Source organism: Desulfobacter latus (genome assembly GCF_013389365.1).
Taxonomy (GTDB): domain Bacteria; phylum Desulfobacterota; class Desulfobacteria; order Desulfobacterales; family Desulfobacteraceae; genus Desulfobacter; species Desulfobacter latus.
Genome location: NZ_JACADJ010000001.1, coordinates 65,249 through 89,489, shown reverse-complemented (window position 1 = coordinate 89,489; position 24,241 = coordinate 65,249). Strand labels below are relative to the sequence as shown.

Below are 24,241 nucleotides of genomic sequence, written 5' to 3'. Positions count from 1 at the left end.
TGATCTGAAAAATATGATAGAACTGCTCAAGCGATTGTTCCACCGGCCGCTGCTTGCCCTGGAAATCCTGGCGGCCACCTTTTTGACCAGCCTGCTGACCCTGGCCATGCCTCTGTATGTGATTCAGATTTTAAACCGGTATGTCAGCTACGGCTTTAACGGAACCTTGATCACCCTGACATCGGGCATGCTCATTGCTATTTTTCTGCAGCTGGGCTTAAGAATGCTGCGCACCCGCATGGCGGTTGCCGTCAACCAGGTGCCCAACCACAGGCTTGCCCAGGATATGATCACCCTTGTATTCAGGGCCGGCGACCAGGAAGCGGAAACAAAATCCAGGCTTTCCCAGGGGTTAAATCATGTGGATACCATACACCAGGCCTATGATGCCCATACCCTGACTGCTGTTCTTGACGCCCCTTTTTCCCTTGTATTTATCGGTGTCATTTATCTGCTGCACCCGGTACTTGCAGCCGCGGCCTGTATGGGTATCGCCCTGGCCCTGATATTCGGATGGCTGACGACCCGCAGGTCAGCCGGACTGGCGTCGGCCCTCTTAACTGCCCGATCAGAGCAAAAGCGGTTGAACCTGTCCGGGATCAATGGCCTGGAAACAGTACGGGCTTTTTGTGCCGGTTCTTTTCTATGGCAGAAGTGGGTGCCGGAAACAAAAAAAATCAACCGGCTCCAGAACCGGATGTCGGCGGCCAGGGAGCTGGGCCAGTCTGTGACCATGGCCTGCAACAGCCTCTCAAGCCTGTTGATATATGCTGTGGGCGCCGTGCTGGTGGTTCAGGGCAACCTTACTGTGGGTGCCCTGATCGGTACTAATATCCTGTCCGCCAGGGCCTTTCAAAACGCATCCAAACTGGTTCAGGCCATGTTTTCCCTGTCAAAGGCAAACCGGGCATTTAAGGAACTTACGGCATTAAAGGCGTTTCCCCTGGAGCTGGAAGCGGATGATGACAGGCAGTTTTCACCTTTTAAGGGTCATATCGCATTCAAGGATCTGGGATTTTCATACAGGGGAACAAACACCCCTGTATTTGAGTCCCTGACCCTGACCCTTGAGCCGGGGCAGGTGATGGTGGTGTGCGGAAAAAACGGTTCGGGCAAATCGACCCTGGCCAGACTGCTGATGGGCCTGGAAAAACCGGGCCGGGGGGCCATCCTTGTGGACCATGTAAATATCAGGCAGTTCCCACCGGCCTGGTGGCGGCGCCAGATCATCTATCTGCCCCAGGAACCGGTATTTATAGAGGGGTCCATCCAGGAAAATATCACCCTGATGAATCCGGAACTTTCATTGGATCAGCTCAACGCCCTGGTTATACGGGCCGGACTCAAGGATTTTCTGGATAAAACCCCGGCCGGACTTGCAACGCCTTTGTCCGACAATGAAAAAAATTTTCCTTTCGGGATCCGGAAACGAATAGCCCTGGCCAGGGCCCTGGCCGGCGGTGGACGCCTCGTGGTGCTGGACGCCCCTACCGAAAGCCTGGATGAAACCGGAAAAGCCGCCATATACCGGCTGATGAATGATATGGCAAAAACCCAAAGAACCATGGTGATTTTCACCAACGATCCCAAGATCATCAAAGGTGCCACCATGGTCCTGGATATGGACAGCACCCCGGTACCGGAAATCAAATATTCTCCCATGGTGCAGGGGAATAGGGAAATAAAGAAAGTACCTGATCATGCGTGATTCAGACGATCTGCCCCGAACCACCCATCTATTTTTTTTACTGCTGGCACTCATGTGCATCCTGTTCATCGTCTGGGGCCATCAGGGTCGTCTGGACATTGTTTCCCTGGCCACAGGCGAGGTGGTGCCCACGGGAAAAATCAAGCATGTCCAGCATTTTGAGGGGGGCATTATCCGGGCCATCAAGGTGGCCGAAGGCCAGGCCGTTTCCGTGGGCCAGCCTCTGATGGCGCTTGAGCAGCTCAGAAGCGGCGCCAGCCTGGAAGAGATCAATGCCAGGGTGGAAAGTCTGACCCTGGATGCGGCAAGATTTGAGGCCTTGCGCCAGGACCTGGACCAGCCTGTCATTCCTCAAAATATGGAACAGACCCATCCGGACCTGGTCCGGGAAGCCCTGGAGCTGTTTTATGCCGGCAAAAAAAGCTTTGAAAGCAAATGCAGTAAATTAAAGACCATTATCAGCCAGCGGGAGCAGCGGATTAAATCCATCCAGGCCCAACTGGCCAACAAGCTTGAACGTCTACCGCTGCTGGAAGAAGAGCTGGCCCTGAGTGAGGACCTGCTCAAAGACAACCTGACCACCAGAATCAAACACCTGGGCATCTTAAACCGGAAAAAAGAGATCCAGGGCCTGATTCTTAAGGACAAATCAGCCCTGAAAGAGTCACGTCATGCCCTGAACGAAACCAAAGAAAAGCTCAATGAAGCCGTTCATCTCTTCAGGGAGGAGACCGCTGAAAAACTTAAACAAACCCACCAGGAACTCAAGGAATTTTCAGCCCGGCTCAAAAAATACAAAGACAGCCTGGACAGGACCATTATCCGCTCCCCCATCAACGGGGTGGTCAAGCGGCTGCACCGGGTTACCCGGGGCGGTGTAATACAGCCGGGAGATACTCTGGTGGATATTGTCCCCTCACAGGAACGGCTGATCATTGAGGCCCACTTGAATATATCGGATATCGGATATATTCGAACCGGCCAGGATGTTCAGCTCCGGCTGCCGGACAAGGATGCAGGAAAATTTAAAAAGTTGGCAGGCAAGGTCACCACCATCAGTCCGGACTCTTTTACGGATAACCGGGGCAGAACCTTTTATGTGGTTCTGATTCAGTCGGACAAAAACTACTTTGAGGCCGGGACTGAAAAATACCGTCTCTATCCAGGCATGATCCTCATGGCATATATTCATATCGGACAACGAAGTGTCCTGGCGTACCTTCTGGACCCTTTTGTCAACACCCTGAGTTTTTCCCTCCAGGAAAGATAACCCCGCCTAATGAATATTATATTTGTACACCCCAATTTTCCGGCCCAGTTCAGACACCTGGCAAAGCATCTTGGCGGAACACAGGGGAACCGGGTGATCTTTTTGACGGCAAATCCCAGGCCGGAATGGAAGATACCGGGCGTTGAGAAGCTGATATTCAGGGAACCTGACAGCACAGATCCGGGACAGAACATGGATCCGGGCGAGGCGGATGCCCGGATGCGGCATAAAAGAGGCCAGGCCGTGGCAGCCCTTCTCATGGGCTTGAAAAAAAAGGGATTTAAACCCGACCTGATGATCGGTCACTCAGGATGGGGGGCCACTCTTTACCTCAAGGATATTTTTCCCCACACCCCGTTTCTTGGATATTTTGAATGGTACTACGATGCCGAAAAACCCAATGCAACATTCGGCAGAAAATCCCCGCCATCCGCCAAATCCAGGATGGACTTTAGAAACAGGAGCATGTCCATTTTATCGGATCTTGCTGCCTGCGACATGGGCCTTTGTCCCACCCTTTGGCAGAAAGCCCAGTTTCCCAAAGCGTTTCACCATAAGCTGATGGTGGTCCATGACGGCATTGACACGGATGTATTCAAACCTGCTGAAAACAAGAACCAGAAGCTGAACCTGCCCGGACTGAACCTGCCGCCAACCGGACCGGGGGACCGGGATATTGAACTGGTGACCTATACCACCCGGGGCTTTGAGCCCTACCGGGGCTTTCCCCAGTTTGTGGAGGCGATACCGGACATTCTCGACAAACGGCCCAGGGCCCATATCGTCCTGGTGGGAGAGGACCGGGTCTGCTACGGCCCCCGGCCCCCCAAAGGAAGAACCTTCAAAACAATCATGGAAAAGAGGGTGACACTGGATCCGTCCAGGGTTCATTTCCTGGATCCTCTTCCTTACGGAGAGTACCGCAGACTTTTGCAGGCCTCACAGGTCCATGTCTATCTGACCGTTCCCTTTGTCCTCTCCTGGTCCATGCTGGAAGCCATGGCCACCGGTTGCCTGGTGGCGGCATCGGACACACCGCCGGTAAGGGAGGTAATCCGGGACGGATATAACGGGATATTGACCGATTTCTTCTCCCCGGCCGATATTGCCCAAAAAGTATGTGCCTGCCTGGAATATCCCTCTTTCATGGAAAGCATTAAGCAAAAGGCCAGACAGACCGTCCTGGAAAAATACGATCTTCGACTGACCCTGGCCCGACAGATGGAACTTGTCCAACAATTGAGTGCAGCTCCGGCCCATGGTCGGCGGTTCGGTTAGCACTAAGGAATGAGACCGAAATAGTTTAACCTGGGAGCGCAGGCGTCCCGCCTGCATCGTTACTGCAGGCGGAACGTCCGCGCTTCCGGATATAGAAAAATGGGCAAGTTATTTAAGAGCAATTCCTAAACGGTGATGATATCAAAGTTATCGTCATTCATATTTGAAATGTCTTCCTTAGTGACATCAACCATGGTGGCAAGAAGAGTGAGTTCTTCGGCATCAACGTCACCACCAAGGTCAATGTCCCCTTCCCAGTAATAGACCCGACTTTCACCGCTGTTCTGGTCATTGCCGCCGTTATTCAGAATAAAATAGGTGGCATCATGAATACCATTCATTTTCCCAGAGTCTACAATCCCGTCAATTACAGTGGATACTTCAGCCTCATCCCATACCCCTGCCGTATTATCGGAATAGGTAATTCCGACAACATTATAAAGCGCAGGATCAATAACATCCACCGGTTCATACGTATGGGTGTAGATTTCGGACCCCGTACCATATGAGGTGATATTCATTTGGCCTTCGTTAAACACCAGTATATCATTTCCCAGGCTGCCATTGACCTGGAAATCCAACAGGATATCGTCAGCGTTAATGTCGGTTAAAATAAACCTGTCGTCGCCACTGCCGCCCTCAATCTCATCGTGTCCGGCATTGCCGTACAGGGTATCGTCGCCACTGCCCCCTATAAGCTCATCGTCTCCGTCATCCCCATACAAGATATCGTTGCCACTCTCTCCCTTAAGTTCATCGTCTCCGGAATTCCCGTGCAGTTCATCTTCTTCAGATCCGCCCTCCAGGGTGTCATGACCTTCCCCACCCCACAGAGAGTCATTTTCAGTGCCGCCGTTCAGGATATCCGCCCCATCCCCGCCATACAGTGTGTCATGTCCGGTGTCACCATGCAGCGTATCGTTATCAATACCACCGTTCAAGTTGTCATCACCTTCTGACCCATATAGCTGATCGTTTCCGGTATCTCCGAACAGCTCATCGTTTCCTGCACCGCCGATTAATACATCGTTATCAGCACCGCCGTCCATGAAATCATTGCCGTCTGCACCCTGTACGAAGTCGTTTCCGGCATCGCCGTACAATTCATCGTTCTCATTGCCCCCGTCCAGAGTGTCATCCCCATCTCCACCCCACAATTCGTCGGACCCGGCATCACCCAGCAGAGAATCATTGTCATCTTCGCCGTCCAGGAAGTCATCTGCGTCTCCGCCTGCCAGAGAGTCGTTTCCGCTGCCGCCATGCAGGTCATCACTTTCAGTGCTACCGTCCAGGGTGTCATCCCCATCCCCACCCCATAGGTCGTCGGCACCCGCCTCACCAAACAGCGCATCATTTCCGGCCTCGCCGCGCATCGTGTCACTGCCGGCCCCGCCGGTCAGGGTGTCATCTCCCTCTCTGCCCCACAACTCATCGTCGTCGGCATCACCGAACAACGCATCGTTTTCGATACCACCTAACAGAAAGTCGCTGCCGAAACCACCGTTCAGGGTGTCACCCTCATCCCCGCCATACAGCTCGTCATCTCCTACATCACCGAATAGAATATTTTTTCCGTCACCACCGACCAGTTTATCGTTGCCGGTGCCGCCGTACAGCGTATCGTTGCCGTTCTCGCCCCAGATTGTGTCATTCCCGTCTCCGCCGGTAATATCATCGTCACCGCCGGCCCCGGCAAAGTAGTTGGCATTGGCATCACCAATAAGTGAATCGTTTAAATCTGTGCCCAAGACCTCATCAACATCCACAAGGGTATCCTCAAATATGGGGATGCCTGAAGGGTCCAGACCCCATGCCATGTTCTGGGACAGATCGACCTGAATACCGCTTATTCCGTCATCATCATCATTCAGGCCCAGCATCGAATAGTCCACCAAAGTCCAGCCTGCTGAACTATTCCCATCAATGCTGTCATTTCCTAGGGAACCTAAAAATCCTTCATTCCCGGCCTCATACCCCAACAGGGTATCGTTATAATTAGAGCCTTTTACCCCGTAAATTTCGATAAGGGTATCTGTATTTCCCCATCCATCGACGGCTGTCCCACTCTCCAGGTCCACATTCACCCCGGCAGGGTCTTTGCTGTACAAGACACTTATCTGTTCTCCCTGGGTGCCCGTGATGGTGTCATCTCCCCCAAGGCCCCAGATATACCAGGAGGGATCGTTGTCGTTACCCACGGCATTAGCAATATCAATATGAATAGAATCATCACCGGATGAGGCGATCACGCCGGTGATATTGATTAATGTATCCGTATCTCCCCAACCGTCAATGGTCCAGGAGCCGTCAAAAGAGCCGGTATGCGCATCATAATCAATGCGCAGATCAATGGCTGTGCCGGGATCAGAGTCACTGTAATCGACCCTATTCCCTGTATCGGTCGCCTGCATATCCCCGCCGTCCAGGGTGTCGTTTCCCTGTCCGCCCTGGAGGGTATCATCCCCGGTACCAGCACCGCCATTTATGTCGTCGTCCCCTTCCCCGCCGAACAGCGCATCATCGCCCTCAGCGCCTTGCAGGGTGTCGTCTCCAGTACCGCCGTACATCAGGTGGATAAGGTCGTCTCCTGCACTACTGGTCACGTACAGGTTGTCGTTTCCGGCTTCTCCGTACAAAACACTACTTCCGCCCCCACCTTCCAGGGTATCGTTACCGTCTCCTCCCAACAACGTGTCGTCTCCTGCTTCTCCGTATAAAGCGTCACTGCCGGTGCCGCCGTCCAGGCTGTCATTGCCGTCTGATCCATACAGTTGGTCATCTCCTTCATCCCCGGACAGTGTATCGTTTCCGGCACCACCGGTCAGCGTATCGTTTTCAGCGCCACCCTCCAGGGCGTCATTGTCGTCTCCTCCTATCAGGATGTCGTTTCCGGCCTCACCGTACAAAGAATCACTGCCGGTACCGCCGTCCAGGCTGTCATCGCCATCCGACCCATACAGTTGGTCATCTCCGTCATCCCCGGACAGTGAATCGTTTCCGGCACCACCGGTCAGCGTATCGTTTTCAGCGCCACCTTCCAGGGCGTCATTGTCGTCGCCTCCTATCAGGATGTCGTTCCCGGCCTCACCGTACAAAGAATCACTGCCGGTACCGCCGTCCAGGTTGTCATCGCCATCAGACCCATTCAGTTGATCATCTCCTTCATCCCCGAACATGTCATCATTTTCTGAACCACCGTCCAGAGAATCATCACTGCCCAGACCCTTCAGCGTATCACTTCCGGCTTCACCCAATATGGTATCTTCTTGGGTGGTCCCCATAAGAAAATCATCTGCATCTGTTCCCAGTATTCTCGAATCAGATTCCGGCTCAGGCTCAGGTTCCGGCTCAGGCTCAGGCTCAGGTTCCGGTTCCGGTTCCGGTTCCGGTTCAGCTTCCGGTTCCAGTTCAGCTTCCGGTTCAGGCTCCGGCTCACGCTCTTCATCATCCTCTTCAAATAACGCCGGATCAAAATCCCCGGTCGGCACTTCAGCCTCAAAAGCTGAATCTAAAAATACAGGTTCTGTGTTTCTGGCAATTTCTTCTCCTAAATCTTCGGATACAACCAGCTCTTCCGTTGCCCAGGACATGGAATCTATGCCCCCGGAGTCAACGGCAATTTCAGAAGAAGGATCGTTTCCTTCCTCCGGTTCCCCATCGGCCTCGCCCGCCACCACACCTTCTTCTCCGCTTTCTTCACCGACGGCGTCTCCGGTGTTCTTCTCTACATCTTCAGGTTGATCCTCATTTTCTTCCAGTCGTTCTTCCATGTTTTCCTGGTAATCCGGATCAGCGTCAATGGAATTGGGCGCCTGCTGACGATATCGATTTACCTCTTCCCAGGTCATATTTCTATGGAGCGACAGGGGCTGACCTTTGATCACGTCCAAAATTGTCAACGATTTTGTTATGAATCGGGTATTCCCTTCATAATCCTGGATCACCATGGCCTTGCCCTCACCAAGATTTTCAGCACCAATGGATTCAAATCCGTCACGGATATCCATATTAACGGTCGTCCCCCGGATACCGATGAGAACCAATGGGGATTTAAGCTTGAAGTTATCCGGGTTTTGCTTGACAATTTCACCGGTAACGGTTCTGAATACGCCCTTTGTCATCTCAAACAAGAGATTGGATGTTGAGGCATTCTCCGGATCATAGACATACTGAGAAATAACGGACCGGCTGTTTGCCCCCTGGGACATGGAAGTGTTATCCTTGAAGTCGATTTCCAGGTGACTGTCCTGGGCCGTAAGAATGGTCTCCCCCTGGAAAATCTCACTTCCCAAGGACAGCGCACGAGTCTGGCCCGTTGAAGAAACAGCACTTGCTTCACCGTTTAAACGTACCACTTTCCCTGCAGCATCTTCAGATATATTCAAATCCGGCATGATTACACCTTTCAATTTTTATGTCTGACCCTACAGCGGCCAACGTTGGAACCAATCCCATATGATTTTTCGGTTAAAGCCTTTGGTGACACTTAATATTCGTCCGATTTCATTACATGATTCATCAAAAAATTATTTTAGAATGATATATATTTCCTTACAAAAAAAATCAACAATCAATCAGCTGGCTACATGCGCCGACCCTGTTTTGAAAATTGACATCAGCGCCTGTTTTGACTAAAACCAGATATTATTTTAAATAAACATAATTTTTGTCCGGCAAACAACCGGCTAACTGGAAACGCCAATAACGAAATAAGGAATTTACGCGTGATTACAGCCAATGAAAATTACAACAAACTGAATGCCTCATATTTATTTGCAGACATTGCCACACGGGTTCAAACATACCAGGACAACAATCCCGACAAGGAGGTGATCCGCCTTGGCATCGGCGATGTTACCCTGCCGCTGCCCCCTGCGGTTGTTCAGGCATTTAAAACGGGTGTGGATGAAATGTCCGATGATGCCTCATTCAGAGGATATGGCCCTGAGCAGGGATATCTGTTTTTAAGACAGGCCATTGCCGCCGGCGATTTCCAGTCCAGAGGGGCGGATATTGATGCGGATGAGATTTTTGTGTCCGATGGCGCCAAATGCGATACAGGCAATTTCCAGGAGCTGTTCGCCAATGATATTACCATTGCCATTCCGGACCCGGTGTATCCGGTGTACCTGGATACCAATGTCATGGCCGGAAGAACCGGTGAATTCAAGGACGGACGGTACCAGGGCATTGTTTACATGGATTGCCTGAAAGAAAACGGATTTATGCCGGATCTGCCCGCTTCGCCCGTGGATCTGATCTATCTGTGTTTCCCCAACAATCCCACAGGGTCCACTGCTACCAAGGAACAGCTTGCCGCCTGGGTGGATTATGCCCGGGACAATAAAGCCCTGATCCTGTTTGATGCCGCCTATGAAGCCTTTATCCGGGATGAGAATCTTCCCCGAAGCATTTATGAAATCCCCGGGGCCAAAGAGGTGGCCGTGGAATTCAGAAGCTTTTCCAAGACAGCCGGTTTCACAGGCACCCGCTGCGGATTTACAGTGGTGCCCAAGGCATGCATGATCTATACGGCCGACGGCGCCAAGGTTTCCTTGCATGACATGTGGAACCGCCGGCAGTCCACCAAATTCAACGGTGTCTCCTATCCGGTACAAAAGGCGGCCGAGGCGGTTTACAGCCCGGAAGGCCAGGCCCAGGTTAAAGCAAATATCGACTATTACCTGGCCAATGCCGGGGTGATACGCCGGACCATGACAGACCTTGGATTTGACCATGTGGGGGGGGATAATTCGCCATACATCTGGATCGACGGCAATGGCCGGGATTCCTGGGAATTCTTTGACCTGCTGCTGGACAAGGCAGGCGTGGTCTGTACCCCCGGCGGGGGCTTTGGCCGGTGCGGGGCACAATCCATAAGAATTTCCGCCTTTAACAGCCCTGAAAATGTAGCCAAGGCCATGGCGCGTTTAAAAGATGTTTTAAAATGACCGGTTTTTTCAAGGTAAAGTCCCTGGACGAGGTTCTGGGGATGACGCAGCGTTTTTCCCCTGTGGGCATAGAGGCGTTGCACATCCGGGATGCCTTTTCAAGGGTCCTTGCAACGGATCTGATTGCCGGGGAAAACCTGCCCGGATTCAGGCGCGCCTGTATGGATGGATATGCGGTGAGCGCCGCATCCACCTTTGGGGCCTCGGAATCCGGTCCGGCATGGCTGATCCTCAAGGGCGCCATTGGCATGGGGGATATTCCGGACTTTGAACTGGCACCGGGTGAGGCGGCCCGAATCTGCACCGGCGGCATGCTGCCTGCCGGCGCAGACGCGGTTGTCATGGTGGAATACACCGAAGCGGTGGACGAACAGTCCATTGAAGTCTATAGATCCGTGGCCCCGCTGCAGCATGTTATGGATGAGACCGAGGATTTTGCAACAGGTCAGACCGTAATTGAAAAAGGCCGCCTGATGCGGCCCCAGGAGATCGGTCTGGCGGCAGGGCTGGGGCACACCCGAATCCGGGCATATCAGGTGCCCAGGGTGGGCATCATCTCCACCGGGGATGAAGTGATCCCGGTGGATAAAATACCTGACCCCGGCAGGGTACGCGATATTAATTCCTATTCGTTGTCTGCCCTGGTGACCCAGGCAGGCGGAGAGCCTGTGCGGTACGGTATCGTAAAAGATGATCCCAAGGCGTTGAAATCAATTTGTAAAAAAGCGCTGGCCCACACGGACATGGTGCTGCTTTCAGGCGGGTCTTCCGTGGGCACAAGGGATTATACGGTTGAGGTGTTGTCAGACCTGGTGGATACGGAGATTCTGGTCCACGGTATTTCCGTAAGCCCGGGCAAGCCCACCATCCTTGCCAAATCCGGCCACATCCCGGTGTGGGGGCTGCCCGGCCAGGTGGTTTCAGCCATGGTGGTATTCCAGGTCGTTGTGACGGCGTTTCTCCACCGCCTAAGGGGCTTGTCCCGGCCGGTTGCCCCGGTAAAAACATCGGCCCGGTTATCCCGGAACCTGGCATCTTCCCAGGGCAGGCGAGATTTTGTGCGGGTGGTTTTGGAAGAGGATAATCAAGGCCTTGTGGCCCGCCCCATTCTTGGCAAGTCAGGCTTAATCCGGACTATGGTCCAGGCGGACGGGCTGCTTGAAATTGGTGAGCATGTAGAAGGCCTGGAGAAAAGCAGCATAGTGGATATCATTCTTTTAAAATAGAAAGAGCCGTATGGAAACAAAACGCAATGTCTATTTAAATATGGTGGGAATCCAACAGGCCCAGGATTGCCTGTTTGAAAAATTCGGTCATCTGGAAACAGGTGTGCAGACCCTGGATGTGGTGCAGGCCCAAAACAGGGTTTTGGCGGCACCGGCTGTGGCAGTCATATCGTCGCCCAATTTTCATGCGGCCGCCATGGATGGTGTGGCGGTAGATGCCGAATCCACCTTTGGGGCAAATGATGAGGCGCCAAAGTCTTTGACCATTGGAAAAACCGCTTTCTGGGTGAATACCGGGCAGGTGCTTCCCGACGGGACCAATGCCGTCATCATGATTGAACACCTTAATATTCTGGATGAAAACACCATTGGAATCGAGGCTCCGGCGTTTCCCTGGCAATATGTCCGCAAAATGGGTGAGGATATCGTGGCCACCCAGTTGCTGTTTCCCAGGGACCACAAAATAAATGCCTATGCCATGGGCGCACTGCTGTCCGGCGGGGTGTTCAAGGTGTCGGTGAGAAAAAGGCCCGGGGTGCTGATTATTCCAACGGGATCGGAACTTAAACGCTGGCAGGATGTGACGCCGGAAACCATGAAGCCCGGTGATGTGGTGGAATCCAACGCCACTGTATTGACGGCGCTGTGCGCCGACCACGGCGCAGATGCCACGGTCAATCCCATGCTTGAAGATGATCTTCAAACCATTCAGGCGGCCGTGTCCGATGGCGTGGACCAGGGGTATGACATGGTCATGATCCTGGGCGGTTCCTCTGCCGGTTCCAAGGATTACTCAAAACCGGTAATCGAAAATTTAGGACGGATCTACGTCCACGGGGTGACGATGATGCCGGGTAAACCCCTGATGTTCGGCGGGATTGGAGATACCCCGGTTTTCGGCATTCCCGGCTATCCGGTCTCCGCCATTGTTGCCTTTGAAATGTTTGCAGGGCCGTTGCTGCTGGCCATGCAGCATCTGCCCCCTCTAAAACAGGAGGTCGTGGCGGTCTCTCCGGTCAGGAAGGTCGCCTCCAAATTGGGCCGGGAGGAGTTTTTAAGGGTAAAAATCGGTGCCGTGGACGGCCGACTCATGTCTTCGCAACTGCCCCGGGGGGCAGGCAGTATCACCACCCTGACCGAAGCCGACGGCATCATACGAATTCCCCAGCATGTGGAAGGCATCGAAGCCGGTAAAAAAGTGCAGGCCCATCTGCTTCGGCCCCTGGATGCCATTGAAAATACGGTGGTGATCACAGGTTCCCATGACAATACCCTTGACCTGCTGTCAGATCAAATCCGGCTTGAACATCCGGGTATGGGAATCTCCTCCAGCCATGTGGGCAGTATGGGCGGCCTGATGACCATTAAAAAAAGGGGCTGCCACATGGCTGGCTGCCACCTGCTGGACCCCGATGACGGCACCTACAATATTTCATACATAAAAAAATACCTGCCTGATGTGCCGGTGCGCCTGGTCAATCTCGTGATGCGTCAACAGGGACTGATTCTGCCCAAAGGCAATCCGGACAAGGTCAAAAGGCTTTCGGATATTGCTGAAAAAAATGTGACTTTTATCAACCGTCAGCCAGGCTCCGGTACCCGGATTTTATTTGATTTCAGTTTAAAGGAAAATGGTCTGTCTGCGGCAGATGTTTCAGGCTATGAAAATGAGGAATATACCCATATGTCCGTGGCGGTGGCCGTATTATCCGGCCGGGCCGGGGCCGGACTCGGTATCAAGGCTGCAGCCCTGGCCCTGAAGTTGGATTTTCTGCCTGTTGTCACTGAATCCTATGATCTGGTCATCCCTGAAATTTATTATCATCTGCCAAAAGTCCAGGCCCTTATTTGTACCATTCAGTCGGCCGAATTTAAACAGCGGGTCATGGCGCTAGGGGGATATGGGGTGGAACAAACCGGAGAAGAATTATTCCGCTCTGTTTAAACGCAAAAAATAGAAATCTAACAGCGTTATAATCACTTTGTAACCCTTGCCTGGTAATCATTTCCTGTATCTTGATCATCGAGTGTATCTTTCCTAAATTCTTTTGTCATGGAGGCAAATACAGAAAATGACACAGGTTTTGCAACTATCTTCAGACAAGTATTATCCTTTGGACAACGAGCCCTATATGAGTGACGGGCAACTCGCTTATTTTAAGTGCAAATTGATGCAGCGAAAGGACGAGCTGCGCAACAAAATTTCAAACTCCATAAAAAAAATTAAAACCCTTGAAGCAGCCCAGGCCGATCTCCTTGACCGGAGCAACGCATATATGGATCTGACGCTTGAGGTAAAAAGTTTTGAGCGCCATTCGGATATGATCGTGCAGGTGGATCGTGCGTTAGCGCGTATTGACGACGGCAGTTTCGGATACTGTGAACTGACCGGCGATGAAATCGGGTTGCGGCGACTGGAAGCGATTCCTTTCGCGACCTTGTCCATCAAGGCGCTGGAAGAATTTGAAGCCGGCCAGGGAAATATGTTTATCTCAAAACAAACGTTATATTCTTAAATTTGGCCTTGATCATTGTTCGGGGGCGGATATCGAATCGGCCCCTACAGTTTAGACCAAACAAAAAAATCCCTGCCGACTCAATGTCAGGCAGGGGTTTTTTGTTTATGTATTGCGTTTAAGGCCATAATCAAATCATGGACCTAACTGCTGAGCCTTTAGGTTTTAGTAGGGATGAATTTCAACCCTTCTATTCAGGGAACGGCCAAAATCTGTGCTGTTCAGGGCAACCGGCTTGTCAAAACCAAAGCCTGTGGTGGCCAGACGGTTGCGGGCAATACCTTTGTCTGCTAGGTATTTAGCCACGGAATTCGCACGTCTCTGGGACAGATCCATGTTGTATTTCTTAGAACCGATATTATCGGTATGGCCCTGGAGTTCAACACTCATTGCAGGATTTTTTTTCAGAATTTCACAAATGTCATCAAGCTGTGAAAACGCTTCGGGCTTGATCGTATCTTTGTCAAAATCAAACAATACGTTATCAAGAACCCAGCAGCCAACTGCATTTACTTTTGCACCGGCAGGCGTTCCGGGACACTGGTCATCGGGATCAAGTATGCCGTCACCGTCGCTGTCTATGGGAGTAGGAGCAGGCTCTGGCGCAGGGGCTGGAGGCGGCGCAACGACCTTTTGCAGAAATACACGTTCAACAAAAGCTGACATTCCGCCAGGACACAGAACGTCCTTGGCGTTCATCAGATTTGTGCAACCGCCAATGCCTGCAATCTCAGAAAGGAATGCAGTACCTTCCTCATCATTACCAACCTGAATGGGATAAAAGCAGAGGGCATCGCCATACTGTTCTTTAACAGCCTGAGCCTGTGCGGTGTCCCCTGCCATGTCCAAGCCGTCGGAAATGATAATAACGGCGGTTTTTCCGGAAAGGCCTTCAAGATCAGTCCCCATGGCGGCAATGGCTGAACCAAGAGGGCTGTAGCCGCCGGCTTTTGAAATCTCACCGATTTTTTTATCCAGGGCCGCAGAGTTGTAACGCGTCATACCGTAAAACAGTTCGGTTTCATTTTTGGATATGGCATCGGCATGTCCAAAGCTCCTCAACCCCGCAGTCTGTCCGAGCTCAGGAATGGTCATGTTCATATGCTCGACAATCGCTTTGCCGACCATGAATTTGGGGTTACCCATGCAGTCGTCATTCATGGAGCTGGAGGCATCCAGAAGAATAACAAAGTTATCTACTGTGGACTGATACATGGACCCATGAAAATGTTTAGCGAAAAACGGGGGAAGCCCGGCAGGTTTCTGAGCCGCGCAACCAAACAGGAAAAAGACAGCGGTAATAGCCAAAAAGGCTTGCACGAAACGTTTCTCTTTCATCTGATCTCCTTTTTTTAGAATTAGTATTAACTTACTTGTTAAAATTAATGAGTTTCATACAAAGAATATTAAATAGTTTACAAAAGAAAACAAACGAAATCAACTGTTCTTTTATAATATAGGGAAATGAAAAAACGCTTGAAACCTTGCAATTTTAGACAAACAATTATATATCTCCCTCGCTTGGTCCATAACGTTCAAATTTTCACGACAACACTCAAGTCTGGATAATAATATGGAGATCTATCAAGGTATAATCTTAGGTATCCTTCAGGGACTTACAGAGTTCCTGCCGGTAAGCAGTTCCGGTCACCTGGTCCTGGGCCAGATCTATTTCGACATTACTGAATATGGTCTTGTTTTTGACGCATCGGTACATATGGGAACCCTGGGCGCAGTGTTTATTGTATATTTTAAAGATATTCGGGAAATTTTAAAAAGCCTGGTGTACTACGCCGGCACCCGGGATACTTCAGGACATGAAACAAACCTTGCCCTGGCTGCCGCCATTACTATTGGTTCAGTGCCCACGGCAATTATCGGACTGGTGCTGAAACAATTTGAGCACATTTTGTTTACCTCCGCTTTACTGGTCGGTGCCATGCTTATCGTAACAGGAACGCTTCTGTGGTTGTCCAGGCATTGCTACCGGATTAAAAAAGGGCAACCTTTAACCCCGTTCAAGGCTGTTATCATCGGTATTTTCCAGGGTCTTGCCGTTATTCCCGGCATATCACGGTCCGGCGCCACCATTGCCACCGGACTTTTCACCGGTTTGGACAGAATGACATCTGCCCGGTTCTCATTTCTTTTATCCATCCCCGCCATTCTCGGCGCACAGATAATCAGCTTAAAAGATATGATCGAATCCCAGAGCTACATTGACCCTGCTACCATTTATGGTACAATCGCGTCATTCATCGTTGGGCTGGTAGCATTAAAACTCTTATTAAAACTGGTGAATATTGGAAAATTTCATCTGTTTGCACCCTATTGCTGGCTGGCCGGAATTCTAGCGCTTTTTTCAAATTTTCTATAAAGTAAGGAGGTAACTATGCATCCTGGAATATTCAGGGAATATGACATCCGCGGTATTACAGGGGAAGAGATTTCTGAACAGGACGCCAATGCCGTGGGAAAGGCATATGGATCATTGCTTATGGGACAGGGCCGCAAAAAAGTATCTGTTGGCCGGGACTGCCGCATCACGTCTGAAGCGTATTCAAAGGCATTTATTGACGGCGTACTGTCCGCAGGATGCGATGTCGTGGACATCGGTGTCTGCCCTACCCCGGTTCTCTATTTTTCCATACACCAACTCAATCTTGAAGGCGGGGCCATCATTACGGCCAGCCACAATCCGCCGGAATACAACGGATTCAAGCTGATGAGCGGGTTGGATTCGATCCATAGCCATGGATTACAGGACATCCGCAAGATTATCGAAGAGAACGCCTATACCCAGGGCCAGGGCACGTTAACAAAGGCGGATGTCATTTCGCCATATATTGCCATGATCCAGGAGAACATCACACTGAAAAAGACAATCCGGGTCGGCATTGATGCAGGCAACGGCACCGGCGGTATAACCGCTTTACCGGTGCTGCAGGGACTGGGCTGCGAAGTCCATGATATTTACTGCGACATGGACGGCACCTTTCCCAACCACGAGGCGGACCCCACCCAGAAAAAAAATATGACGGATCTCATTGACCTGGTGAAGAAAAATAATCTGGACCTTGGCATCGGCTATGACGGGGACGCCGACCGTATCGGCGTGGTGGACAAATTCGGCAACCTCATTTACGGGGATCAACTCATGGTGATTTATGCCAAAGAGATTTTGTCCCGCCATCCCGGCGCCACCTTTATCTCCGAGGTCAAGTGCTCCATGGTCATGTATGATCAAATCGAAAAAATGGGGGGCAACGCAATCATGTGGCGCACAGGCCACTCCCTGATCAAAAAGAAAATGAAGGAAGAGGATGCGGCCCTGGCAGGGGAAATGAGTGGGCACATGTTTTTCAAGGACCGCTACTACGGATATGACGATGCCCTGTATGCATCCTGCCGGCTTCTGGAAATCATGGACAGCACCGGCCTTGGTGTGGATGAATTAATTAAAGACCTGCCCAAAACCTTTACTACGCCGGAGATTCGGGTTGACTGCCCGGACGCGGTCAAGTTCAAGGTTGTAGAAAAAATAACGGCATTGTATAAAGCCCGGCAAGAGGTCATTGACATTGACGGGATGCGGGCCATCTATGCGGACGGATGGGGCCTTGTGCGGGCATCCAATACCCAGCCGGCCCTGGTGCTTCGCTTTGAGGCCCTGACTGCGTCCCGCCTGGAAGAGATTAAAACCGAAATTGAAACCGATTTGAAAAAAATCATTGAGGACACATAATTAATTTTTATGCAACTATCCCAGCCCCAGCAGGACGCTGTTGATCATACCGGCTCCCCGGCCCTCGTGGTTGCGGGAGCCGGTTCCGGTAAAACAAGAACGCTGACCGCTAAATTTTCCCACCTCATTGCCACGGGACATGCCCCGGAGCGTATTCTGGCCATCACCTTTACCAATAAAGCCGCCCAGGAAATGAAGACCCGGCTAATGGAGATGACCGGTCTTCACCAGATACGCTTTGAATGGGTAAGAACCTATCATTCCGCCTGCCTGATGATCTTGAAACAACATTGTCGGATCATGGGCTATACCCCGCCGCTGCAGGTGTTCACCGTATATCAGCAGGACAAGCTGATCAAAGAGCTGTGCGTAAAAAACAATATTGACAAAAAATACGCCCGCCGGATTCTTTCATCCATTTCACGGGCCAAAAACGACGGTGATCCGGCCAAATATTTTGACCGCAAACCCGGTTTTTTCAACATTCGCATGGCCGATATTCTTGCCCAGTTTGAAGAACGCCTGGCGGAAATGAACTGTGTTGATTTTGACAATATCCTGCTTAAAACCCGGGATCTGCTCCGGGACAATGAAGATGTCCGCAATTTTTACCGGAATCTTTTTTCTTATATCCTGGTAGATGAGTACCAGGACACCAACAACCTGCAGGAAGAGTTAACCTCCCTTCTATTAGGCGAGCACCGCAACCTGTTCTGTGTTGGGGATGACTGGCAGGCCGTATATGGATTCCGGGGGTCCAACGTGAATCACTTTTTACGGTTTGCACAAAAATATGAAGATGCAAAAATTTTCAGGCTGGAGGAAAATTACAGATCTGCCGACGAGATTGTCCAGGCCGCCAACGATCTCATTGACCACAACCCCGACAAAATGGAAAAACGCTGTTTTTCACAAAAAAAAGGCGGTGTGCTGGAGATCTATGAATTCATGTCCGATGCCCATGAAGCCGAATGGGCTGCCAAACGGATCTTTAATCTTCACAAACAGGGACAGGGCGTTCCCTTTAACAGGATGGCCGTGGTCTACCGGACCAAATTCTGCTCTCTGCCCTTTGAAAAAATTTTCCGAAAATTTCGCATCCCTTACCGTCTCATGGGTGCCCAGGGATTTTTTGAACGTATGGAAGTGCTGGACATCAACTCCTATTTGAGTGCCTCATATTTCCCCAATGATGATCTCTCCTTTGAACGGATTATCAATACGCCCAAACGGGGGATCGGGCCGGCCATGATTAAAAAAATAGCCGGCCTGCGTGCCCAGGGCGGCAGTCTTCAGGGCGCCGCCCGGATCATGGTCCGGGACCGGCTTGTAACCAAAAAGGTCCATGAAAATATGTCTGAGGTTCTGGATATCCTGGACACCATCCATGACATGGCGCCGGCCATGGCCATGGAAACTGTGATTGACCGCACCGGGTATATAGACTTCCTGAAAACTAAAACAAAAACCGATGGGGAATTCGTTTCCAAAAAAGAGAATATCGAACAGTTGATCCACACGGCCCGTACCAAGGATACCATGCTGGAATATTTAGAAGAGGCCGCCCTGATAAGGGAGGACAAAGACGAGGACGACCAGGATGAAAACGGGGTCGGCCTGCTTACCATTCATTCGGCCAAGGGACTGGAGTTTGACGTGGTGTTCATCGTCGGATGTGAAGAGGGACTGTTTCCCCACTGGCGCTCCATTGACGAGGGGGATGCGGCCTTGTCCGAGGAACGCCGGCTCATGTATGTGGCCATGACCCGGGCTGAGCGGTTTTTGTACCTAAGCCACGTCAACTACCGCAAAGGCGATTTTGCCACTCCCAGCCGGTTCATTGATCAGGTCCGGGAATGCCTGGCCTAGCTAGCGCCTGAGGCGCTGACTTTCTAACTAATATGGATTTTTTTTTGGGCCTACGCGACCCCGTATTCCAGGCTGCAGCCCGGATTTTGCACCGTGGAGGCCGGGTCATCCCTTCGGACCATAAAAAGATATTTATCACCCTTTTTTTTATTATTTTTATTACAGTTAGCGGGGTGGGCATTGTGGTCCCCCTGTTGCCCATCTATGCCCATGATCTTGGGGCCGCAGGCATTTACGTGGCCATGATCTTCGGGGCCTTTTCCATTTCCCGGGCATTTTTTCTGCCCTGGTTTGGCAGCCTTTCGGATAAAAAAGGGCGTAAACCCTTTATCCTGGCAGGACTTTTGACTTATATGCTGGTGGCCATTGCTTTTGTCCGGACCACCAATATAGAGGGGCTTATCGCCATCCGTTTTATTCAGGGTGCCGGCTCTGCCATGATCATGCCCGTGGTCCAGGCCTATGTAGGGGAAATCCGTCATAAAGGCGCCGAGGGATATGCCATGGGGCTGTTCAGTCTATCCATGTTTTTAAGTCTGTCTTTGGGGCCCCTAATGGGGGGGGTGATACAGCAAACCTGGTCTTTGAACGTGGCATTTTACTGTATGTCCGTACTCTCTGCCCTGGGCGCACTCCTTTGCCTTATCTTTCTGCCGCCTTTATCCCAAGAGCAGATCCACATCAAAAAACGCTCTCCCGCCTCCCTGGCCGTGGTGATTCGAGACCGGGAACTGGCTGGTCTGGTCGTTTTCAGGTATGCCTATACGGCCTGCATCGGCATTGTCTGGTGTTTTATGCCCCTGTATGCCGGCAAAACTTTTGGCCTGGCCGGCGGAAAAATCGGATTGCTTGTAAGCGCCGGGGTATTTGTGTCCGGTGCCTTGCAAATGCCTATGGGCTACGCTGCGGACCGCTGGAACAGGAAAATCATGGTGGTTGTCGGCGGCATGTTGTCTGCCGCAGGTATTTTATACCCGTTCTGGGCCACTTCATTTATAGATCTGTTTACAGGCGTCTGTATCTTTGGGTTGGGTGGGGGCATTTCCATGCCGGCGCTGACAGCCCTTGCCGTGATCAAAGGTGAGCAGCGGCAGGCCCATGGCTCCGTGATGGCCATTTTGACTTCCGCCCATTCCCTTGGCATGTTCACCGGTTCGGTCATGGCCGGCCTGGCCATGGACTTTTTCAACCTTTCCTATGCGTTTCCCTGCGGGAGCATCGTCATGGCGTCAGGTGTTCTTCTGTTTCCTTTCCTGTATCGCCGCAGTCGTTAAACCACGGAATACACGGAAGGACACGGAAATATTGAGCGCTTTGCGCTCTAGTTTTCAGTGTCTTCCGTGGTTATATTATCTCGGACCTTATACCGGCCATTGGATATGCAGGGGGCGGGTTGCGGCAATGAGCCAGATCCCGCAGTCTTCAGTCACCGGTTCATCCTGGGCGGGATTGATTTTTATGCTGCCGTCCGGCAACTGAAGCGCAAAACTTAAAAACCGGTATTTTTCCATTAAAAAAAGATGAAGCGCCCACCAGGTCATACCCTGTTTTATCCGGGCGGTTCTTACATAATAGATCTCTTCGCCTTCGTCATTTTTCAGCAAAATCTGAAGGGGCAGGTGAACCTTGTCCTGCATGGCCTGGACCATCATCTCCACGGTCATCTGCATGACGGTTTCAAACTGCCCGGGCACTGATGAAAAGGTTTCAAGGCTTTGGGTGGATAAGCACCTTACCGTAATTTCACAAATTTTATTTTTCATATTCAGGGCATTGACCAAGGCAAACAAAGAGAGTTCATCACTGCCCGTATGAATGATAATTCGCTCTGCATTCACTGCCCCTGCGCGGGTCATGGCCGGAATAGTATCCAGCCGCCCTTTGACAAAATAGGTATGGGGCTGTTCCGGAAACGGGTGTCGGGACTGGTTGGCCAGGATCACAATATCCTTATCCTGGTATGTTTCGTCTGCCCGGATCTGTTCCACAAGATATTCAGTGTCCTGGGTGTGACCCACAATCAAAATATGGCCTGAACCTTTATATGGCGTTTCCCCATGCATATTTTTGTCTCTCCTTTCAATCAAAACCGACGCAATATGGGTAATAAAGGCCGCCCCAAGACCAATCCCCATAAACATGGGAAGAATCGCAGCAATGACTTTCCCCCACGATGAGGTGGGGTAGATGTCCCCGTACCCCACCGTGGTTGAGGTGACGATGCTCCACCACAGGGCCTGTCCCGGATGATTCAGGGCGCTGTTGGATGGTTCGGCAATGCAGATGAGCCCGGTAGAGGCAGCCAAAAGCCCCATATATGCAAAAACAAGGGTCATCCCCCGGCTCTGGAAGCCGGCACGAAGCAGGGCTTTAATCCAGTGAATCATTAAATATTCTTATCTTTGTGTCTCGATTTATTTTTCCTGCCATACCGGTGGACGCTTTTCAAAAAAAGCCGCCACCCCTTCCTTGGCATCACAGGTATCGCATAATCTGGCAAAGGCTTCGTTCATGTAGGTGAACTGGGCGTCATAGGGCATATCTCGGGACGCATAAAACGCTGACTTGGCGATTTTTACAGCCATTGGACTCTTTTTTGCTAAATCCCGGGCCCAGGCAAGGGCGGCCTCATCCAAGTCATCTCTGGATACCACCCGGTTGATAAGCCCTAGATCCAATGCCTGGTCTGCCTTGATCAGATCCCCGTAAAGCAGCAGTTCCAGTGCTTTTTTTTGTCCAACACAGCGCGCCACCGGAATCACCGGCCCCACGCAGTTTAAGCCCACATTAATGGCGGTCAGCCCCATTTTTACGTTATCGGCGGCAATGGCCAGATCCGATGCCGCCACAAGCCCCATGCCGTTGGCTGCCGCAGCGCCATGGACCTGGGCGATCACCGGTGTTTGCATTTTAGACATCAGCACCAGCGGGGCTTCCATTTTCTCAATCCATTCACGATATTGATTCGTTGTTTTGCCTTTGAGCTCATTCACATCAATACCGGCGCAAAATGCCCTGCCCGCGCCTTTAATAAGAACGACCCTGACATCAGGGTCTGTATCAAAGCTCTTAAGCGCATCATACAGTTCTTCTGCCATTTGACTGGAAAAGGTATTCATCGCCTCGGCGCGGTTCAGGGTAATACCGGCCACATGGCTGTCAAGGGATTCCGCAATGATGGTTTCGTATGCCATAACGTGCCTCCTTATAATATGTTCAAAACGATATAAAAACGATAGGTTAGCTGTTAACTTATAATAATTTTTTAACACAGTAAATGAATAATGGAAGCACCCAGCAACACAATAAAGGTATGTTTTTGGTATCGTTCAAACCATGGGATGCAAATCAGGCGGGTGCCGATCTGCCCGCCCACGATCACCCCGCTGCAGGTTGCAAATAACAGATAAGTACCATGCGGCCAGGATGCAGAGCCTTGCCAGACACTGATGCAGGTCAGAACAAGGTAAAACAGGATGGTCACAAACATGATGAGCAGACCGGTGGCCACAGCCCGTGAAATCGGCATTTTGAGTTTAAGTGCCATATGTGGAATAAGCCAGTCAGAGTTGCCGATGCTTAACAGTCCTGTGAAAAAAGAAGACAAAATTACCACGGGATAGCTTCCGGCAGAGATAATGGGCGGGGGAATAACAGATGACGCCGTAATAATAGGAATCGGGCTCCTGAGAGACAGAATGGTTCGAATTAGAAGATAGGCGGCAATAAGAACAAAAATATATAGCAGAAGTTGTTCGTATCCCCTCATGTAAAAACTGGATAAAAAGCCCAGGCTCACACCAGTCAATGCCATGGGAATAAAGGCGACAGCTGTTTTTAAGTCTACCATGCCATTAAAAAGATAAGTCAGTGAGCCGGTACCTTTGCCGGCGATCTGGGTAAATATTGAAATGGCAACAGCTTCGGAGGGCCTGATTTCCAGAAAGGTCAAAACCGGTATCCAGAGAATACCGGCACCTAAGCCGGTGAACATTACCATGGCACCAACACCAATGGCCAGAAAATGGATAAAAATAAATTTAGTAAAGCTTAAGGGGATACTTGTATTTAAAAAGAAAGACAGAAAAAAAACATATACCGTGTCCGTCAGCATCCAGAAACCAAGGTGCTTAGGCGACTTGAACAGCAAGGGCCACATTTTCATCAATCAGTTATCCTTATAACGGCCACAAGCCGTTTTTCGCCTTTCATGTTTGAATATTCGTGTGGCATTCTATACAAAAAGTTCGGCCGGGACAAGTTTCTCTTTCATAAAACCGGTTATCATGCTGAAAAAATTTACAATTATAAAAACATTTTCAGCAATCATCAAAGATATAAGGGCCATGGAATTTTAAACATTCCATGGCCCTAAGGTCTCAATCTTCAGTAAAAGAGAAAAAACGCTTGAACGATTTGTTCAAGAGTCAAAATCTCTCCTTCGGTTCTCCATTTCGTTACGCTCAAGTCCCACCAGATCCATGAATTTGGCATTCACATAAAGAATTAACATATCCGAATCAATGATAATGGTGCCGGTGCCGGTGTTTTCAAAAACGCTGTGGTACATCTCCTTAAATTGAGTTAAATGTAATGGATTTCCAAATATTTGGCAAGTCTTCGACACAGCCGGGTCATGGGAATCGCATGTAAAATTGACAGCGGCCAACGTTTGTCC

17 protein-coding genes are annotated in these 24,241 nt (G+C 50.8%); 11 read left to right on the top strand and 6 right to left on the bottom strand.

The genetic code is table 11. The features are described 5' to 3' along the window. Positions 1–13 precede the first annotated feature (13 nt). From HXW94_RS00335 to HXW94_RS00325, 3 genes are read left to right on the top strand one after another with little or no spacing between them, the layout of a single operon-like run. The gene (locus HXW94_RS00335; RefSeq protein ID WP_178364912.1) at positions 14–1,708 is read left to right on the top strand and encodes a peptidase domain-containing ABC transporter; all 1,695 of its coding nucleotides are present in this window, start codon (positions 14–16) and stop codon (positions 1,706–1,708) included. Next, positions 1,701–2,978 carry an HlyD family type I secretion periplasmic adaptor subunit gene (locus HXW94_RS00330; protein WP_178364911.1) on the top strand — a complete coding sequence of 426 codons (1,278 nt, stop codon included), beginning with the start codon at positions 1,701–1,703 and terminating at the stop codon, positions 2,976–2,978. Before HXW94_RS00335 ends, HXW94_RS00330 begins: the two co-directional genes overlap by 8 nt. 9 nt (positions 2,979–2,987) lie before the next feature. Further along, positions 2,988–4,256, top strand: a complete 1,269-nt coding sequence (locus tag HXW94_RS00325) for a glycosyltransferase (protein WP_178364910.1) — start codon at positions 2,988–2,990, stop codon at positions 4,254–4,256. Positions 4,257–4,381: 125 nt separating this feature from the next. Here the strand turns inward: HXW94_RS00325 and HXW94_RS00320 are convergent, their stop codons facing one another. Then, complete coding sequence (locus HXW94_RS00320; RefSeq protein WP_178364909.1) at positions 4,382–8,650, bottom strand: FecR domain-containing protein; 4,269 nt, start codon at positions 8,648–8,650, stop codon at positions 4,382–4,384. Between the two features lie 330 nt (positions 8,651–8,980). Between HXW94_RS00320 and HXW94_RS00315 the strand changes: the two genes are divergently transcribed. The 4 genes from HXW94_RS00315 to HXW94_RS00300 all read left to right on the top strand — a co-directional run bounded on the left by HXW94_RS00315 (position 8,981) and on the right by HXW94_RS00300 (position 13,949). Beyond that, positions 8,981–10,207 carry an LL-diaminopimelate aminotransferase gene (locus HXW94_RS00315; RefSeq protein WP_178364908.1) on the top strand — a complete coding sequence of 409 codons (1,227 nt, stop codon included), beginning with the start codon at positions 8,981–8,983 and terminating at the stop codon, positions 10,205–10,207. Continuing rightward, positions 10,204–11,433 (top strand): molybdopterin molybdotransferase MoeA, encoded by a 1,230-nt coding sequence (locus HXW94_RS00310; protein ID WP_178364907.1) that lies wholly within the window; start codon positions 10,204–10,206, stop codon positions 11,431–11,433. The genes HXW94_RS00315 and HXW94_RS00310 overlap by 4 nt, the downstream gene beginning before the upstream one ends. Positions 11,434–11,443: 10 nt before the next feature. Further along, on the top strand, positions 11,444–13,378 hold the full coding sequence (locus tag HXW94_RS00305) for a molybdopterin biosynthesis protein (protein WP_178364906.1): 1,935 nt from the start codon (positions 11,444–11,446) through the stop codon (positions 13,376–13,378). Positions 13,379–13,505: 127 nt separating this feature from the next. Then, the gene (locus HXW94_RS00300) at positions 13,506–13,949 is read left to right on the top strand and encodes a TraR/DksA family transcriptional regulator (RefSeq protein WP_178364905.1); all 444 of its coding nucleotides are present in this window, start codon (positions 13,506–13,508) and stop codon (positions 13,947–13,949) included. Positions 13,950–14,114: 165 nt separating this feature from the next. Here HXW94_RS00300 and HXW94_RS00295 read toward each other — a convergent pair whose 3' ends face one another. After that, positions 14,115–15,287, bottom strand: a complete 1,173-nt coding sequence (locus HXW94_RS00295; RefSeq protein ID WP_178364904.1) for an OmpA family protein — start codon at positions 15,285–15,287, stop codon at positions 14,115–14,117. 235 nt (positions 15,288–15,522) lie between these two features. Here HXW94_RS00295 and HXW94_RS00290 point away from each other — a divergent pair, with 235 nt between their 5' ends. From HXW94_RS00290 to HXW94_RS00275, 4 genes are read left to right on the top strand one after another with little or no spacing between them, the layout of a single operon-like run. Next, on the top strand, positions 15,523–16,326 hold the full coding sequence (locus tag HXW94_RS00290; RefSeq protein ID WP_178364903.1) for an undecaprenyl-diphosphate phosphatase: 804 nt from the start codon (positions 15,523–15,525) through the stop codon (positions 16,324–16,326). Positions 16,327–16,341: 15 nt separating this feature from the next. Beyond that, positions 16,342–17,694, top strand: a complete 1,353-nt coding sequence (locus HXW94_RS00285; protein ID WP_178364902.1) for a phosphomannomutase/phosphoglucomutase — start codon at positions 16,342–16,344, stop codon at positions 17,692–17,694. Between the two features lie 9 nt (positions 17,695–17,703). Beyond that, positions 17,704–19,563, top strand: a complete 1,860-nt coding sequence (locus HXW94_RS00280) for an ATP-dependent helicase (protein WP_178364901.1) — start codon at positions 17,704–17,706, stop codon at positions 19,561–19,563. A 44-nt stretch (positions 19,564–19,607) separates the two neighbouring features. Further along, entirely contained in the window at positions 19,608–20,837 is a 1,230-nt protein-coding gene (locus HXW94_RS00275) for an MFS transporter (protein ID WP_246293660.1), read from the top strand. Between the two features lie 87 nt (positions 20,838–20,924). Here HXW94_RS00275 and HXW94_RS00270 read toward each other — a convergent pair whose 3' ends face one another. The 4 genes from HXW94_RS00270 to HXW94_RS19360 form a co-directional block, all read right to left on the bottom strand. After that, positions 20,925–21,950, bottom strand: coding sequence for a potassium channel family protein (locus tag HXW94_RS00270; RefSeq protein ID WP_178364899.1), 1,026 nt, complete (start codon positions 21,948–21,950; stop codon positions 20,925–20,927). Positions 21,951–21,977: 27 nt separating this feature from the next. Then, entirely contained in the window at positions 21,978–22,757 is a 780-nt protein-coding gene (locus tag HXW94_RS00265; RefSeq protein WP_178364898.1) for an enoyl-CoA hydratase/isomerase family protein, read from the bottom strand. A 71-nt stretch (positions 22,758–22,828) separates the two neighbouring features. After that, positions 22,829–23,728: a sulfite exporter TauE/SafE family protein gene (locus tag HXW94_RS00260; protein WP_178364897.1), complete on the bottom strand. Its 900-nt coding sequence runs from the start codon at positions 23,726–23,728 to the stop codon at positions 22,829–22,831. 255 nt (positions 23,729–23,983) lie between these two features. Beyond that, positions 23,984–24,232 (bottom strand): PAS domain-containing protein, encoded by a 249-nt coding sequence (locus HXW94_RS19360; RefSeq protein ID WP_246293659.1) that lies wholly within the window; start codon positions 24,230–24,232, stop codon positions 23,984–23,986. Positions 24,233–24,241: the final 9 nt, after the last annotated feature.

Excerpts from the sequence above, each read along its gene's own strand:
- HXW94_RS00335 (WP_178364912.1), top strand. The coding sequence starts at position 14 with ATGATAGAACTGCTCAAGCGATTGTTCCACCGGCCGCTGCTTGCCCTG.
- HXW94_RS00330 (WP_178364911.1), top strand. The coding sequence starts at position 1,701 with ATGCGTGATTCAGACGATCTGCCCCGAACCACCCATCTATTTTTTTTA.
- HXW94_RS00325 (WP_178364910.1), top strand. The coding sequence starts at position 2,988 with ATGAATATTATATTTGTACACCCCAATTTTCCGGCCCAGTTCAGACAC.
- HXW94_RS00320 (WP_178364909.1), bottom strand. The coding sequence starts at position 8,650 with ATGCCGGATTTGAATATATCTGAAGATGCTGCAGGGAAAGTGGTACGT.
- HXW94_RS00310 (WP_178364907.1), top strand. The coding sequence starts at position 10,204 with ATGACCGGTTTTTTCAAGGTAAAGTCCCTGGACGAGGTTCTGGGGATG.
- HXW94_RS00305 (WP_178364906.1), top strand. The coding sequence starts at position 11,444 with ATGGAAACAAAACGCAATGTCTATTTAAATATGGTGGGAATCCAACAG.
- HXW94_RS00300 (WP_178364905.1), top strand. The coding sequence starts at position 13,506 with ATGACACAGGTTTTGCAACTATCTTCAGACAAGTATTATCCTTTGGAC.
- HXW94_RS00295 (WP_178364904.1), bottom strand. The coding sequence starts at position 15,287 with ATGAAAGAGAAACGTTTCGTGCAAGCCTTTTTGGCTATTACCGCTGTC.
- HXW94_RS00290 (WP_178364903.1), top strand. The coding sequence starts at position 15,523 with ATGGAGATCTATCAAGGTATAATCTTAGGTATCCTTCAGGGACTTACA.
- HXW94_RS00285 (WP_178364902.1), top strand. The coding sequence starts at position 16,342 with ATGCATCCTGGAATATTCAGGGAATATGACATCCGCGGTATTACAGGG.
- HXW94_RS00280 (WP_178364901.1), top strand. The coding sequence starts at position 17,704 with ATGCAACTATCCCAGCCCCAGCAGGACGCTGTTGATCATACCGGCTCC.
- HXW94_RS00270 (WP_178364899.1), bottom strand. The coding sequence starts at position 21,950 with ATGATTCACTGGATTAAAGCCCTGCTTCGTGCCGGCTTCCAGAGCCGG.
- HXW94_RS00265 (WP_178364898.1), bottom strand. The coding sequence starts at position 22,757 with ATGGCATACGAAACCATCATTGCGGAATCCCTTGACAGCCATGTGGCC.
- HXW94_RS00260 (WP_178364897.1), bottom strand. The coding sequence starts at position 23,728 with ATGAAAATGTGGCCCTTGCTGTTCAAGTCGCCTAAGCACCTTGGTTTC.